Origin of the sequence: Streptomyces sp. NPDC057743 (assembly GCF_042798755.1) — a bacterium.
In the GTDB taxonomy this organism is placed as follows: domain Bacteria; phylum Actinomycetota; class Actinomycetes; order Streptomycetales; family Streptomycetaceae; genus Streptomyces.
Genome location: NZ_JBHVJX010000013.1, coordinates 91736 through 106863, shown reverse-complemented (window position 1 = coordinate 106863; position 15128 = coordinate 91736). Strand labels below are relative to the sequence as shown.

Annotated in this window: 12 protein-coding genes, 3 tRNA genes and 1 pseudogene; 9 read left to right on the top strand and 7 right to left on the bottom strand. The window is 72.2% G+C overall.

Annotation, left to right across the window (positions count from 1 at the left end; all coding sequences use genetic code 11):
• Positions 1–112: 112 nt before the first annotated feature.
• The 5 genes and pseudogenes from ACFVFQ_RS17135 (at position 113) to ACFVFQ_RS17115 (ending at position 5285) form a co-directional block, all read left to right on the top strand.
• A complete protein-coding gene (locus ACFVFQ_RS17135; protein WP_383415933.1) occupies positions 113–1513 on the top strand; it encodes a DMT family transporter in 1401 nt (466 codons plus the stop codon).
• 416 nt (positions 1514–1929) lie between these two features.
• Positions 1930–2124, top strand: a pseudogene (locus ACFVFQ_RS17130) (Trm112 family protein); the annotation flags it as partial.
• Positions 2125–2321: 197 nt separating this feature from the next.
• A complete protein-coding gene (locus ACFVFQ_RS17125) occupies positions 2322–3161 on the top strand; it encodes an FkbM family methyltransferase (protein ID WP_383415930.1) in 840 nt (279 codons plus the stop codon).
• The gene (locus ACFVFQ_RS17120; protein WP_383415927.1) at positions 3145–3777 is read left to right on the top strand and encodes a hypothetical protein; all 633 of its coding nucleotides are present in this window, start codon (positions 3145–3147) and stop codon (positions 3775–3777) included. The genes ACFVFQ_RS17125 and ACFVFQ_RS17120 overlap by 17 nt, the downstream gene beginning before the upstream one ends.
• Before the next feature lie 476 nt (positions 3778–4253).
• The gene (locus ACFVFQ_RS17115) at positions 4254–5285 is read left to right on the top strand and encodes a rod shape-determining protein (protein WP_383415924.1); all 1032 of its coding nucleotides are present in this window, start codon (positions 4254–4256) and stop codon (positions 5283–5285) included.
• Positions 5286–5374: 89 nt separating this feature from the next.
• On the opposite strand, the gene ACFVFQ_RS17110 is transcribed toward ACFVFQ_RS17115, so the two are convergent.
• Both ACFVFQ_RS17110 and trxA read right to left on the bottom strand, forming a co-directional pair.
• Complete coding sequence (locus tag ACFVFQ_RS17110) at positions 5375–5971, bottom strand: histidine phosphatase family protein (protein ID WP_383415921.1); 597 nt, start codon at positions 5969–5971, stop codon at positions 5375–5377.
• A gap of 58 nt (positions 5972–6029) precedes the next feature.
• On the bottom strand, positions 6030–6428 hold the full coding sequence (trxA, locus tag ACFVFQ_RS17105) for a thioredoxin (RefSeq protein WP_383415917.1): 399 nt from the start codon (positions 6426–6428) through the stop codon (positions 6030–6032).
• A 472-nt stretch (positions 6429–6900) separates the two neighbouring features.
• On the opposite strand from trxA, the gene ACFVFQ_RS17100 reads away from it, so the two are divergent.
• Positions 6901–7692 (top strand): MBL fold metallo-hydrolase, encoded by a 792-nt coding sequence (locus tag ACFVFQ_RS17100; RefSeq protein WP_383415912.1) that lies wholly within the window; start codon positions 6901–6903, stop codon positions 7690–7692.
• Positions 7693–7826: 134 nt separating this feature from the next.
• Positions 7827–8702 (top strand): glycosyltransferase family 2 protein, encoded by an 876-nt coding sequence (locus ACFVFQ_RS17095; RefSeq protein WP_383415908.1) that lies wholly within the window; start codon positions 7827–7829, stop codon positions 8700–8702.
• A 430-nt stretch (positions 8703–9132) separates the two neighbouring features.
• Here the strand turns inward: ACFVFQ_RS17095 and ACFVFQ_RS17090 are convergent.
• From ACFVFQ_RS17090 to ACFVFQ_RS17080, 3 genes are all read right to left on the bottom strand, one after another.
• A tRNA-Ile gene (locus ACFVFQ_RS17090) sits at positions 9133–9209 on the bottom strand.
• A gap of 178 nt (positions 9210–9387) precedes the next feature.
• Positions 9388–9460: transfer RNA gene (locus ACFVFQ_RS17085), tRNA-Asn, on the bottom strand.
• A gap of 5 nt (positions 9461–9465) precedes the next feature.
• A tRNA-Asn gene (locus ACFVFQ_RS17080) sits at positions 9466–9538 on the bottom strand.
• Positions 9539–9752: 214 nt separating this feature from the next.
• Here ACFVFQ_RS17080 and ACFVFQ_RS17075 point away from each other — a divergent pair.
• Positions 9753–10052 carry a YtxH domain-containing protein gene (locus ACFVFQ_RS17075; protein WP_383415905.1) on the top strand — a complete coding sequence of 100 codons (300 nt, stop codon included), beginning with the start codon at positions 9753–9755 and terminating at the stop codon, positions 10050–10052.
• 66 nt (positions 10053–10118) lie between these two features.
• Entirely contained in the window at positions 10119–11570 is a 1452-nt protein-coding gene (locus ACFVFQ_RS17070; protein ID WP_383415902.1) for an FGGY family carbohydrate kinase, read from the top strand.
• Between the two features lie 17 nt (positions 11571–11587).
• Here the strand turns inward: ACFVFQ_RS17070 and ACFVFQ_RS17065 are convergent, their stop codons facing one another.
• Together ACFVFQ_RS17065 and dnaG are read right to left on the bottom strand one after the other, a co-directional pair.
• A complete protein-coding gene (locus ACFVFQ_RS17065; RefSeq protein WP_383416287.1) occupies positions 11588–12883 on the bottom strand; it encodes an RNA polymerase sigma factor in 1296 nt (431 codons plus the stop codon).
• 293 nt (positions 12884–13176) lie between these two features.
• Entirely contained in the window at positions 13177–15084 is a 1908-nt protein-coding gene (gene dnaG / locus ACFVFQ_RS17060; protein ID WP_383415899.1) for a DNA primase, read from the bottom strand.
• Positions 15085–15128 lie beyond the last annotated feature (44 nt).

Below are 15128 nucleotides of genomic sequence, written 5' to 3'. Positions count from 1 at the left end.
AGGACAGCCAAACAACCCAGAACCAAACAACCCAGGAACAAGCAATCCAGGAACAGGTAATCCAGGAAGCAGCAGGAACAAGTAACCCGGGAAGCGGGAAGGAGGCAGGCCCATGCTCTGGTGGGGCGTGGCATCCGCGCTGCTCGCCAACGTCCTCTACAGCACCGGCTTCGTGCTGGAGAAGCGCGCCCTCGCCGCACTCCCCCCGCTCAGCACCCGCCACCCCGCCCGACTCATACGCCACCTCCTCAGCAGCCCCCTGTGGCTCGGCGGCTCACTCACCCTGGCCGCGGGCTTCGCCGCCCAACTCGCCGTCTACCGCACCCTCCCCATAGCCGCCGCCCAGGGCATCTTCATCTCGGGCCTGGTCCTGCTGCTCCTCATGTCCTCGGTGGTACTGGGCGAACGGACCAGCGGCCGCGAGCGGCAGAGCATAGCGGCGATCCTGGTCGCCCTCGGCCTGGTCGTCGCCTCCCTCCGGACCGAGGACGCCCAAGCCATCGCCCGCACCGCACCCCCCGCAACCCTGCTCGCGATAGCCGTGCCGTCCCTGACCGCGGGGCTCCTCCTGTACCGCTCGGCGGAACTCCGCGCCCGACGCCGCCACCGCCTGCCAACCGCCGGCGTCTCCTACGGCGTGGCCATCGGCCTCCTCTACGGCGTCAGCTCCCTGGCTATCAAGGGCGTCTCCGGCCTGCTCACCTTCCACAACGTTCCCGCCGCCACCCTGACCCTCCTCCGTTCCCCGTACCCCTACCTCCTCGTCGTCACCGGGGCCACCGGCTTGGTCCTGTCACAAACCGCCCTCCAGCGCTGCCGGGCCTCGGTGATCGTCCCCGTCTGCACCACGGTGACCTGTGTCTTCACCATCGCCTGCGGCACCCTCGCCTTCGGCGAACCCCTGCCCGACGCCCCCGTCCGCCTCGCCCTACGCCTCGGCGGCACGGCCCTGGCCCTAACGATCCTTGTGATCCTCCCCCGCCACGAGGACCCCCTGCGCCCCAACCACACCACCCCCGCCCTGCCCAGCCGAGCCGCCGCTGCACTGGCACCCCCTCAACCACCCCCTCAACTCCCGGCTCCAGCAGCACCGCACGCCCTCACTCCAGCGCCTCCGCGCGCGCCCATTCCGCCACCTCCGCGCACACCCGCGCTGCCGCCGTCGCCGCACACGCCCGCGCTGTCTCCGGCCCACGCGCCCGAGCCGCCACCCCGCTCGCCCAAGCCGCCGGCCCAACGCACGCCCGGCTCGTCGAACCCCCACACCCGCCCGCTTCCGAACGGCGCAGCAGCCCACCCAACGTCATCCCCAACCCCAACCCCAACTCCAACATCAAGCGCCGCGCCCAAACCCACCCCAACGTCCGGACCCAGGCCCCCGCCCGGCCCACCCCGGACCACCGGGCCACCCGTCAGAGACGGCCAACCCCTCAACACGTCAACCGGCCGTCCGGCCAAGCGATTAGGCCGCCGAAAGGGACAGCCAACGCAGGAGGATCCGCGTGACGCATGAGCGGCACAAGAGATACGAGCGATACAAGAGGTGTGAGTGATGCAAGAGATGACAGAAATGCCAGAGATGTGAGTGGCGCGAGAGGAACAAAAAGAAGTGAGAGGTGTGAGCGGTGTGAGCGGCACGAGATGCAGGAGCCGCGTCACGAGAAGCGATAGGCGCCATGAGAAGCGTCAGCCAGTCAGGGATCAGGTGCATCCCAACCTGGCCCACGACGTGGGCAGTCGGACGCGGGCCCCTTGGCGCAGCGAGCACCACCCAAGTCGATCACCAGGCAAGTCGACCATCAAGCGATTGAGAACGAGCGAGGACGAGTGAGGAAGGGGCTGATTGATCGATGGTGAGGTTGAGGATGGAGTTGGTGTGGTGGGGGTCGGCGTGGTCAAGCGAGGCGTGGACGGGAGGAGGGGCGCGTCGTGAAGGCTGATGATCCGCTGTTGGAGATCCTTGCGTGCCCGATCGACAAGGGGCCGTTGATGTTGTTGGCCTCCGAGGAAGCGCTCTACAACCCGCGGCTGCGGCGGCGCTATCCGATCCTCGACGGGATTCCGCAACTGCTGCCGTCCTCCGGTGAACAGGTCTCGGATGCTGAGCATGAGCGGCTGGTGCGCGGCGTACGGGCACGTGAGGACGAGGGGGCCCGGGTGACGTCCGGGGCGCGGACCGATTCCGGTACCAGCACCAGCACCGACCCCAGCACCGCCCCCAGCACTGACCCCAGGACCGGGACCGGGACCAAGACCTGGCCGGGAGCGGCACACGCTTCGGGGCCGGAGTCGGGGGCAGGGTCGAGGTCGGGGGCAGAGTCATGACGCTCGCGGCGCGGGTGGGGCGCTGGTTACCGGGGCGCCTGGTGTCGGCGCTGGCGGCCGGGCTCTACCCGCGGTTCGAACCGGAGTTGGGGCGGCTGGCCGACTTCTGCCCGGCCGGGGGCACGGCCGTGGACGTCGGGGGCTGGTACGGCCCGTGGACCCGGCGCCTGGCGCGGCGCGCGGACCGCGTCGTCACCGTCGAGCCCGTCCCTCACCTGGCCCGCCTGCTCGCCTCGGTCACCCCCGCGCACGTCGACGTCGTATCCGCCGCGGCCACCGACCACACCGGTTGCGCCACACTCTGGTTGCCCCCGGACGGCCGCGGCGACCGCGGCGTCTCCTCGCTCGTACGCCGCGACGTGCACTCCGTCACCCTGGACGTGCCCTGCCTCCCCCTGGACGCGCTGAAGCTCACCGCCGTCACCCTCATCAAGATCGACGTGGACGGCGGAGAACTGGCCACGCTACGCGGTGCGGCACGCACCATCGAGCGCGAACGCCCCGCGCTCTTCGTGGAGTTGGAGACCCGCATTCAACCGCTCGCGCCCGTGCTGGAGTGGACGGCCACCCGCGGATATCGCGGCTGGGTCCTGCCACGCGACCGTTGGCTGCCGCTGGCCGACTTCGATCTGTCCACCCATCAGTCCCACACCTCCCACCTCGCCGAACACGGCCTGCTGCGGCGCTCCCTCGCCCCGCACCGCCGTTACGTCAATTCCGTGCTCTTCCTCCCCGACGGCGCCCGCCCCGGCTCCGCGCACACCGCGCCGACCACCGCCTCCGCATCTCCCCCGGCCGCCATCCGCGACCATGTCCATCATGAACCCCGCCACTGACAACGACCCTCCCGCCGGCTCCGCCGCCTCCTCCGACCTGCCGGGACCGCTCGCGTTCCAACTCGTGCTGCTGCGCCGGATGGCCGACCACCACCCGACCCTCGTCGAGGACGCCCTCCGCCAACTCGGCGCCTCCCGGGCGCAGATGCGCGAGGCCAACCGCCGCTGGCAGGCCCGGATGCACAGCCCCCGGGCCCGCGCCGGCGTCCAGCCGTACCGGGCGCTGCTCGGCGCGCCCGAGGCCGTCACCACCCGCCGGATCGGCGATCTGACCTGCGAGGCGCTCACCTGGCCGGTCCCGCTCTGGCCGGATCTGCGGTTCGAAGTCCTCACCGCTCCCGGGGGCGCCGCCTGGAACGCCTGGCTCGTACGCGCACCGGGCGCCGCCGGCCCGGACCTCCGTACGACCGCGGACCTCGTCCCGTGGTCCTGCACCGTCGACGAGGTCGCCCGCGCCTTCGCCCCGGCCCGCCCGATGGAGGGCAGCGCCCCGACCCGCTGGCGCCTGGCCTGCACCGCCCCCGACCCGGACGGCGCCCCACGGGACGTCATCGCGGAGTTCACCTGGGGCCTCTACCAGCGACGGGCCGACACCAACGGGACGGCCAACGCCTGAACAGGAGGCGCAAATAAACGGGACGGGCAATATCTAAAAACGCCTAGACGCCGAGACGCCGCAACGCCCACCGGCAGCACCCACACCGGATCTCGGCAGCGAGGCAGGATTGACGGCCAGTCACATCCCACCGTGTTGCAGGCGCATCCCACCGTGTTGACGGCCAGTCACATCCCTCCGCCGAAAGCCACGGAGCGTTGCGCAGCTCCCCCCTGCCCCTCCGGCCTCCCCGCCCCAGCCCACCAAGCCACGAAGCCACCGGGCCGCTCTTCCTCCCCCTCCCCGCCACCGCGACCACCCCACCCCCACCCCTCCCCACCCCGTCTCCCGCCCCCATCCCCCGACCGGACGCGCTCAGCGCGCGGGGGCGGTTGGCGGCCCGGAGGATGGCGCACGAGCGCTCATGTGCGGGCGCTCGTAACCCAGTACCGGCCCACCGGGGACGTTCACATCGGCCCATCGGGGAGGAATCCACCATGACCATCAGCCTCGCCCAACTGCGTCGCTGCTCGGCCGCCGTCGACCTCGGCGCCGCCCGGACCAGGGTCTACGTCAAGAACCAGGGGCTGGTCGTCGACGAACCGACCGTCGCCGCGGTCAACACCCGCACCGGCTCGATGCTCGCCGTGGGCGCCCAGGCCGAGGTGATGGACGGCCGCACCCCCGACTACATCCGGGTCGTCCGGCCGGTCTCCAACGGAACGATTGTGGACATCGACATGGCCCAGCGGCTGTTGCGGCACCTGGTCGGCGACAAGCTGCGCAAGACCTGGCGGCGGCGTCCCTCCATGCGGGCCGCGGTGTGCCTCCCGTATGGCAGTGAGCCGCTGGCGCAGCGGGCGGCCGTGGAGACCCTGACCGGGCTGGGTGCCCGTCGGGTCGAGCTGGTTGACACGTTGGTCGCCGCGGCCGTGGGTTGCGGGCTCCCGGTGGAGCAGCCGGAGGCGACGATGATCGTGGTGTGTGGTGCGGGCACCACCCAGGTCGCGGTGCTCTCGCTTGGTTCGATCGTGGCCGCCGAGACCGTTCCCGTGGGCGGCAACGCCATCGACCACGCGGTGATCCAGCACCTGCGGCTGCACCACGACCTGATGCTGCCCAACCAGTCCGCGCGTCCGCTGCACCTGATGTTGTCCGGGGACGGCGAACTCGCCCCCGGCTCCACGGAGGTGCACGGGCGGGACGTGGTCAGCGGGCTCGCCCGTTCCGTGCACGTGGACACCGAGCGGGTACGGCGCGCCATCATCACCCCGCTGACGGCGATCCTGGACGGCATCGGGGCGGTGTTGCGCCGCTGCCCGCCGGACCTCGTCGCCGACCTGGGCGAACGCGGCATCATGCTGGCCGGCGGCAGCGCGCTGATTCCGGGGCTGGAGCCGATGATCCACGAGGCCACGTCGATGCCGGTGCACATCGCGGACCGGCCGGGCACCTGCGCGGTGCAGGGGCTGGGCGCCATGATCGAGGGCAAGGTGCAACCGCTGCATCTCGACCCGTTGGCGCCGTAGGCGGGGCGAGGCCCGTTACGCGGCCCGTGGGTGACGCCGCGGGAGCGCCCGGCCCGCTGGTCCGAGCCCGCTGCCGTCCGCCCCGTCGCTCACAGACTGCGGGCGTTCCAGGCGACCACCGCAGGGCGGTCGTGTTCCGTGCCCAGGACGCCGATCGCGCCGGTGCCGAAGGTGAACAGGCCGCCGGCGGCGGGCGGGAGGCCCAGGCGGCGGGCGGTCAGTACGCGCAGGAAGTGCGCGTGCGCGACCAGTGCCACATCGCCCTCGTCGGTCTCCAGGTGGGGCGCGACCAGTGCCAGTACGCGGTCGGCGCGGGCGCCGACCTCCTCGGGGGACTCCCCGGGGTGGTCGGCCGGTCCGGGCGCGACGCCGTCGTCGAAGAGGTACCAGCCGGGTCTGCTGCGGTGGATCTGGGCGGTGGTGATGCCCTCGTCCCCGCCGTAGTCCCATTCCCGCAGGTCATCGACGATCTGCGGGGTGGGGAGGCCGGCCAGTTCGGCGGTGCGCAGGGCGCGCGTCATGGGGCTGGCGTAGACCTGGGCGATCTTCCGGCCGGACAGCAGCGGCCGTAGCGCGCGGGCCTGCTCCTCGCCGTTGGCGGTGAGCGGGAGGTCGGTCCAGCTGGTGTGCCGGCCGTCGCGGCTCCACTCGGTCTCGCCGTGCCGGACCAGCAGCAGTTCGCTCATGCCGGGGGCTCGTTTCGCTCGCCCGCGCGCGGCGCGCACCCGCCGGTGGTTCGCCCGGTCACTTGCCCTGCGCCTGCTCTCCGTTGTCGCCCTGCGCCTGCTGGGCCTCGGCGACCGAGGCGCGGACCTCGTCCATGTCGAGGGCACGGGCCTGGCCGATGACGTCTTCTAGGGCTGCCTCGGGGAGGGCGCCGGGCTGGGCGAACACCGCGATGTTGTCGCGGACGATCATCAGGGTGGGGATGGAGCGGATCTCGAAGGCGGCGGCGAGTTCCGGCTCCTTCTCGGTGTTGATCTTGGCGTAGAGCAGGTCGTCGTGCTTCTCGGACGAGCGCTCGAAGACCGGCCCGAACTGCTTGCACGGGCCGCACCATTCGGCCCAGAAGTCGATCAGCACGAAATCGTTGCCGGAGACGATCTCGTCGAAGTTTTCCTTGGTGAGTTCAACGGTGCTCATAAGCGCTCCCTGCTTCCGGGGTCGGGGCCTTGGCGCGTTGTCGCTTCGGCCTTCGCGGACGGCTGTGGTGGTGTGGCTGGTTCGGTGCGGTGGCTGGTGGCGGCTCTTCGGTCGTTTTCCGGTGCGGGCCCGGTGTCGGGGTACGACGCTACGCCCCGATCGGAACGCGTCCGCACCGGCCGTGCCGACGGCGCCCGCGGGCGCCCCGGCCGGCGTCCGACATCCCGTCACACCTTCCGTAACGGGAGCAATCCATGCGGTATTCCGCACACCGGCCCTCCAAACCGTTCGGTCCGAACCGTCCCGCTCCCCTGCCCAGCCCACACCGTCCTAGACATCGCGTGGCCGACGTCACTCCGCCGCGGCGCGTGCGCCCCCTGCGACCACCGTCCGCCCCCTTCCGCACGCCCGGCCCGGCCCGCCGTCGCGCCCTACGATGGACGGGGGGCCGCCCGGAAGGAGGCGCGGTCGTATGGAGACGCGCGTCGATGAGATCGCCGACGGGATCTACCGGATCTCCACCTTCGTTCCCGATGCGGCCGGGCCGGCGGGCTTCACGTTCAACCAGTTCCTCATCGATGCGGAGGAACCGCTCCTCTTCCACACGGGCATGCGGCACCTCTTCCCGAGGGTTTCGGAGGCCGTGGGGCGGATCGTGCCGGTGGACCAGTTGCGCTGGCTGGCGTTCGGGCACATGGAGGCCGACGAGTGCGGGGCGATGAACGCGTTCCTGGCCGCGGCCCCGCGCGCCGAGGTGGCGCACGGCCTCCAGGGGTGCCTGGTCTCGCTGAACGACCTCGCCGACCGGCCGCCGCGCCCGTTGGCGCACGGCGAGACGCTCGACCTGGGTGGCAAGGAGGTGCTCCGGCGCCGGGTGCTGCACCTCAACACCCCGCATGTGCCGCACAATTGGGAGGCGCGGGTGCTGTTCGAGGAGACCACGGGCACGCTGCTGTGCGGCGACCTGTTCACCCAGCTCGGCAACGGCCCGCCGGTCACCGATCACGACCTGGTGGAGCCGGCGTTGGCCGCGGAGGAGGCGTTCCGCCAGACGTCGTGTCTGACGGCGGCGGTGGAGACCATGCGGTCGTTGGCGCACCTCGCCCCGCGGACGCTGGCGGTGATGCACGGCTCGTCGTACTACGGTGACGGGGCGGCGGCGCTGCGCGCGTTGGCCGACGGCTATGCGGAGCGGTTCAGTCCGGAGGTGACCTTCGCCGCCCGTCCGAGCGTCCTCGCCGGCGCCAACGCCCCGCGAGGCTGAGCTGTGACGCGGCGCCCGTCGGCCGGCTCGTCCGGGGGCCGACGGAACGTCGCGGGGCCTGCGTCGTGGTGCGAAGTGGTCTGCGGCGACAGCTAGCATCGCTGAAGAGACCGCCAAGAACGGAGTGTTCATCTGTGCGTCAGCTGCGCGTAGGCGTCGCCATCTTGACCATGGGAAACCGCCCCGCCGAACTCCGGGACCTGCTGGATTCGGTGGCGAAGCAGGATCTCCCCGCGACGCACATCGTGGTCGTCGGCAACGGTTCGCCGCTGCCGCCGCTGCCCGAGGGCGTGACCGGCGTCTCGCTCAGCGAGAACCTTGGCGTCTCCGGTGGCCGGAACGTCGCCCTGGACGAGCTGCGCAAGCTGGGTGACCTGGACGTGGTGGTCGATCTGGACGACGACGGGCTGCTGATCAGCACGGACGTCTTCAGCCGGCTCGCGGAACTGTACGCGAGCGACCGGGAGTTGGGGATCGTCAGCTTCCGCATCGCCGACGAACTGGGCCGCACCCAGCGCCGCCACGTCCCGCGCCTGCGGGTCGGTGATCCGCAACAGGGCGGGCTGGTCACGACGTTCCTGGGCGGCGGGCACGCGCTCTCCGTCCCGATGCTGGACCGGGTCGGCGGCTGGCCGGACGAGTTCTTCTACGCCCACGAGGAGACCGATCTGGCCTGGCGGGCGTTGGACGACGGCTGGCGGATCCGTTACGCGCCGGAGCTCGTGCTCCAGCACCCGTATACCTCGCCGACCCGGCACGCGGTCTACCACCGGATGGTCGCGCGCAACCGCGTCTGGCTGGCGAAGCGCCATCTGCCGGCCGTCCTCGTCCCCGTGTACCTCGGTGTCTGGGCGGCGCTGACGGCCGTCCGCAGCCGCTCGGTGGCGGGCCTGCGGGCCTGGGCCGCGGGCTTCGCCGAGGGTGTCCGCACGCCGTGCGGCCGCCGCCGCCCGATGCGCTGGCGCACGGTGTGGCGCATGACGCGCCTGGGCCGCCCGCCGATCATCTAGCCGGCGCCGGCGGTTCCGCGGGGCCGTGGCTGCGGGCTCCGTGGCCAAGTGGGCGTCCCCGGCGGGGATTTCGGGACCTCGCCGCCCACCGGGCGTTGCGGGCCCCGCTCTTCGGGCGCGCCCACTGTCCGACGGCGCCGGAATCGACGCCCCGGCCGGCGGAACCGCCCAGCGCCCCGACACGCACCTGACGGCGCCCCAGCCACCCCGGAAGTCCCCCTGCGGTCTCGCGGGGCGCGACATCGCCGCACAGGCGCGCCTGGCACTCGCGGACACCTGCCCGTGGGCCAGGGGGAGGCGCTCGCCCCCTGTAGCCCCCTCGTTTGTAGCCATCGTTCCCGATCGCAACGCAAAGACGGTGGTCACCGCTTCGTGCGATGACCACCGTCTTGGTGTTTGCGCAGGCACAAGGTTTCTGCGCCGGGGTCCGTGGTGGGGCGGGTGGGACTCGAACCCACGGCCGACGGATTATGAGTCCGCTGCTCTAACCGGCTGAGCTACCGCCCCTCACGGCGCGTCGCGCACATTTGTGCGCGCCGTCTGCCGCAGCATAGCCGCTCATACGATCTGCTGCCCGTGCGGGCTGCCGTCGGGCGACCTTGCACGCCCAAGAGGACTGGGATCAGGCGGGATTCGGTTCCCGAACGCAAGAAAAAGGACCCCTTCCGGGGTCCTCGTTCCTCTGCTCCCCCGACTGGACTCGAACCAGTAACCCTCCGGTTAACAGCCGAATGCTCTGCCAATTGAGCTACAGGGGATTGAGCTCCCCCGACTGGACTCGAACCAGTAACCTGCCGGTTAACAGCCGGCTGCTCTGCCAATTGAGCTACAGGGGATTGCTCTGCTTGCCTCGAATGCATCGCTGTCCGGGGCTCCGGACGGCGTGCGCTCGCTGCGACACATACATTAGCGCAAGCAGGGGGGTGCTCCGCCAATCGGTACCGCCACCAGGTCTTCCGCGGGTGGTCCGGTGCCGGTCGGCAGGTGCCCAGCCCGGCGTCGGTGCCGGCCGGCACCGACGGGATCGAGCGGCAAGGGAAAGGTGGAGCGATGCGCTACCGGCTCACGTTCGTCGCGGGACTGGCGGTGGGTTACGTGCTCGGCACCCGGTCCGGGCGGGAGCGGTACGAGCAGCTCCGGAAGGGGGCGCAGCGGATCGCGCAGAACCCGGCGGTGCGGAACACCGCCGAGGCGGCGGCGCTGGGCGGGCGGCAGGTCGCGTCGAAGGCGTTCGCGACGGTGTCGGAGAAGGTCGGGGACCGGTTGCCGGGGCCGGTGGCGGAGCGGGTGCGGTCGCTGCGGGAGCAGCGGGCGGCCGACGAGGACGAGTGGGGCACCAGCAATACGTGAGTTCGGGGGGCGGTGGGCAAACCCTGGCGCTCTCCTCACGGTCGGCATGGGGCATCATCTGGGGCCATGGGGATAGTCGCCGGGTTGGACAGTTCGTCCGAGAGCACACGGATCGTCGTCTGCGATGCGGACACGGGTGCCGTCATCAGGCAGGGGTACGCGCCGCACCCCGTGGAGAAGGGGCCGGAGGTCGATCCGCAGGCGTGGCTGATGTCACTCGGGGAGGCCGCGGGGAACGGGCTGCTGGAGGGTGTGCAGGCCATCGGGGTCTCGGCGCAGCAGGGTGGCCTGGTGGCGTTGGACGTCGAGGGCGATCCGGTGCGGCCGGCGCTGGTGGGCAACGACAAGCGGGCGCAGAGCGCGGCGGCTGACCTGGTGGATGCGCTGGGTGGGCGGGCCGCGTGGGCGCAGGCCGTGGGGGCGGTGCCGCAGGCGCAGCACCCGGTGACGAAGTTGCGGTGGTTGGCGCGGAACGAGCCGGCGCAGGCGGCGCGGATCGCGGAGGTGATGCAGCCGCACGACTGGTTGGCGTGGCAGTTGCTGGGGCGGCCGGCGCGGCGGACCACGGATCGGGGCGGGGCCTCGACGACCGGGTACTGGTCGGCGGCGAGCGGCGCTTACCGGCCGGATCTGGTGGAGCTGGCACTGGGGCACCAGGTGCGGCTGCCGGAGGTGCTGGGGCCGTCGGGGACGGCGGGGTTCACGCCGGAGGGGCTGCTGATCTCGGCGGGGACCGGCGAGACGATGGCGGCGGCCTTCGGGCTGGGCGTCGGGGTGGGCGATGCGGTGGTGTCGCTGGGAGCCTCGGGGTCGGTGTTCGCCATCCACGAGGAGGCGTTGGCGGATCCGAGCGGGACGATCACCTCGTTCGCGGACGCGACCGGGCGGCATCTGCCGGTGGTGCACACCACCAACGCGGTGCGGGTGCTGCGCGGGACGGCTCAGATGCTGGGGACGGATCTGGCGGGGCTGTCGGAGTTGGCGCTTGAGTCGTCGCCGGGGGCGTACGGGATGGTGATGCTGCCGTATCTGGAGGGCGAGCGGACGCCTCATCTGCCGCACACCGCGGGCTCGTTGCACGGGATGCGGCGGGAGAGCATGAAGCCGGAGCATCTGGCGCGGGCGGCCGTGGAGGGCATGCTGTGCGGGCTCGCGGACGCGTTGGACGTGCTGCGCGGGCGGGGTGTGGCGGTGCGCCGGGTGTTCCTGTTGGGGGCGGCGGCGGAGTTGGGGGCGGTGCAGGCGGCCGCGCCGGGGTTGTTCGGGGCGCAGGTCGTGGTGCCGCAGCCGGCGGAGTACGCGGCGCTGGGCGCGGCCCGGCAGGCGGCGTGGGCGTGGCAGGTGGCGCACGCCGGTGGCGAGGGCGGTGCGGGGCACCCGGAGCCGCCGCGGTGGCCGGCGGCGGCGAGCCAGGTCTTCGAGCCGGGTGACGAGCTGCCGGTGTGGCAGGCCGTGCGGCAGCAGTACGTGGCGGTGCGGGACGAGACGCATCCGGGGGCGTTCCAGCGGGAGGGCTGAAGCGGCCCGGCGGCCGGTCAGTCGAGGTAGCCGCGGAGCTGGTCGGCGAAGGCGTGGTCGCGGAGTTTGCCGAGGGTCTTGGACTCGATCTGGCGGATGCGTTCGCGGGTGACGCCGAAGATCCGGCCGATCTCCTCCAGGGTGCGGGGGCGGCCGTCGACGAGGCCGTAGCGGAGCTGGACGACCTTGCGTTCGCGTTCGGCGAGGGTGGAGAGGACCGCGTCGAGGTGTTCGCGCAGCAGCAGGAACGCGGCGGTCTCGACGGGTGAGGCGGCGTCGCCGTCCTCGATGAGGTCGCCGAGGGCGACGTCGTCCTCCTCGCCGACGGGGGCGTGCAGGGAGACCGGTTCCTGGGCCAGCCGCAGGACGTCGGTGACGCGCTCGGGGGTGAGGCCGAGGTGGGCGGCGACCTCTTCGGGGGTGGGTTCGTAGCCGCGTTCTTGGAGCATGCGGCGTTGGACGCGGACGACGCGGTTGATCAGTTCGACGACGTGGACGGGGACGCGGATGGTGCGGGCCTGGTCGGCCAGTGCGCGGGACATGGCCTGGCGGATCCACCAGGTCGCGTAGGTGGAGAACTTGTAGCCGCGGGCGTAGTCGAACTTCTCGACGGCGCGGATCAGGCCGAGGTTGCCCTCCTGGACGAGGTCGAGCATGGTCAGGCCGCGGCCGACGTAGCGCTTGGCGACGGAGACCACCAGGCGGAGGTTGGACTCGATCAGGCGGCGCTTGGCGATGCGGCCGCGGACGACCAACGTGTCGAGGTCGTGGGCGAGTTGGGAGTCGAGGTCGGGGGTGTGGGTGAGTTTCTCCTCGGCGAACAGGCCGGCCTCGACGCGGCGGGCGAGGTCGACCTCCTCGGCGGCGGTGAGCAGGGGGATCCGGCCGATTTCGCGGAGGTATTGGCGGAAGAGGTCGGAGGAGGGGCCGCCGGTGTCGGGGCGGGGGGTGGGGTCGGCGGGTTCGGTGGGGTCCTCGGTGGCCGTGGTGTCGGTGGCGTCGGTGGGTTCGTCGGTCGCCGTGATGTCTCCGTCGTCCCGTGCGTCTTTGGCGTCCGGTGGGGCGGTGGGGTCGGGCGGTTCCTGGGCGGGCTCCTCGGTGAGGAGTTCGGCGGCCGGGGGTTCGGGCTGCTGGGGCACGGTGACCGGCACGGTCAGGAGGCCGGTATCGGGTGGTGCGGTCGGTGCGCCGCCGGCAGGTGCGGCGGAGAGGGTCCGGGTCTGCACGGGGGCGACCTCCAGGATGATCGCGGCGGGGGCGGCACGAGGACCGGGGCGGAGGCGACCGAGCCAGCCGCGTCCGCCCCACGTCATGAGCGGCTGCGCGGGGCTCACGGACCGCACGGCGGGGCGTGCGGGCGGATGCGCCGCGCTCCGGGACGTGAGGCACCGCTCCTCAGTGTGGAGTACGACACGTGGCCGCACGAGGGGCGTGCGAGCACTTTTTGAGTCCGGTCCGTGACCGGTTCGCTACCCGGAGGTTCCGGGCGGGGAGTAAGGGGCCCGGGGTGTGGGTGGGGCGGGAGGAACTGGGGCCTGGCGCACGGGTCTTGGCCGGTCCGCACCTGGTCCTCGGGCTGGCCCGGGCCTGTCCGAGGGGTCAGGGTCTAGAGGGCGGCGGCGCCGCGCTCGCGGAGGGTCTGGCCGTACTGCTGGAGGACCCAGGCTTCCTTGTGGACGGCGGCGGCGCCCTCGTGGTCGCCCTGGAGCTCGCAGCGGCGGGCGGCGCCCTCCAGGCTGGCGATGCGGGCGTCGACGGCGGCGATGCGGACGCGCACCAACTGCTCGCCGGCGTAGGCCAGATCGGGGTCGCGGCGGGTGTGCAGCGGCTCGACGGAGAGCTCGGTGATCATGGAGCGGATGGTGTCGTCGGGGGCGGCGTCCATGATGCGGGCGGTGTAGTCGGCGTCCGCAGCCGCTGCCCCGCCGGCCTCCTGGATGCACTGGCGGACCACGGCGTACGGGGGCGCGGTGAACTCGTCGGCACCGTAGGCGTCGAAGGTGGGGGCGACCAGGTCGGGGCGCTGGAGGGCCAGCTTGAGCAGCTCGCGCTCGACCATGCGGGCGGGGCTGCGGAGGTTGAGGGCCGGGCCGCGCTGCTGGGTGGTGGGGGCGGGCGCGCTGGGGCCGGCGGGGCCGCGGGCGGCGGTGCGGGCGGGGGCCTGGGGGGATCGGTCGTCGCGGCTGCGGGCCAGGCCGCGCACCCGGCGGACGATGGCCTGCTCCTCGGCCTGGCTGGTGATGCCCACGAGGCCGACGAGACGGATGGCGTAACGGTCGCGCAGGCCGCGGTCCTTGATGGCGGCGACGACCGGGACGGCCTCCTCGACGGCGGCGATCCGGCCCTCCTCGGTGTCGAGGTTGTAGCGACTCACGATGGAGCGCAGGGCGAAGGCGAAGAGCGGGGTGCGGGACTCGACGAGGGCGGCGACGGCGTGGTCGCCCTCGGCCAGCCGCAGGTCGCAGGGGTCCATGCCGCCCGGGGAGATAGCGATGGAGGTCTCGGCGGCGAACTTCTGGTCGTCCTCGAAGGCGCGCAGGGCGGCCTTCTGGCCGGCGGCGTCGCCGTCGAAGGTGAAGACCACCTCGGAGCCGGAGTTGTCCATCAGGAGCCGGCGGAGGATCTTGATGTGGCCCTCGCCGAAGGCGGTGCCGCAGGTGGCGATGGCGGTGGTGACGCCGGCGAGGTGGCAGGCCATGACGTCGGTGTAGCCCTCGACGACCACCGCGCGGTTGGTCTTGGCGATCTCCTTCTTGGCGAGGTCGATGCCGTACAGGACCTGGGACTTGCGGTAGAGCGGGGTCTCGGGGGTGTTGAGGTACTTGGGGCCGTTGTCGTCGTCGCGCAGCTTGCGGGCGCCGAAGCCGACGACCTCGCCGGAGATGTCGCGGATCGGCCACATCAGGCGGCCGCGGAAGCGGTCGATGGGGCCGCGGCGGCCCTCCTGGGCGAGGCCGGAGAGGACCAACTCCTTGTCGCTGAAGCCGCGGCCGCGCAGGAAGCGGGTGAGGTGGTCCCAGCCGGCGGGGCTGTAGCCGACGCCGAAGTGTGCGGCGTGGGCCTGCTCGAAGCCGCGCTCGGCGAGGAACCTGCGGGCGATCTCGGCCTCGGGGCTGTCGAGTTGCTCGGTGTAGTACTGGGCGGCGGCCTTGTGGGCCTCGACGAGGCGGGTGCGCTCGCCCTGCTGGCGGCCGGGGGTGTAGCCGCCCTCCTCGTAGCGGAGGGTGATGCCGGCCTGGGCGGCGAGGCGCTCGATGGTCTCGGCGAACGAGAGGTGGTCGACCTTCATGATGAAGTCGACGGTGTCGCCGCCCTCCTGGCAGCCGAAGCAGTGGTAGAGCCCCTTGGCGGGGCTGACGTGGAAGGAGGGGGACTTCTCGTCGTGGAAGGGGCACAGGCCCTTGAGATTGCCACCGCCGGCGTTGCGGAGCTGGAGGTACTCGGACACGACGGCGTCGATCGGGACCGCGTCCCGCACCGCCTTCACATCGTCATCGTTGATCCTGCCTGCCACGGGTGAATTCTACGGGGGAGGTACGACAGCTCCCGGCGGGCGAG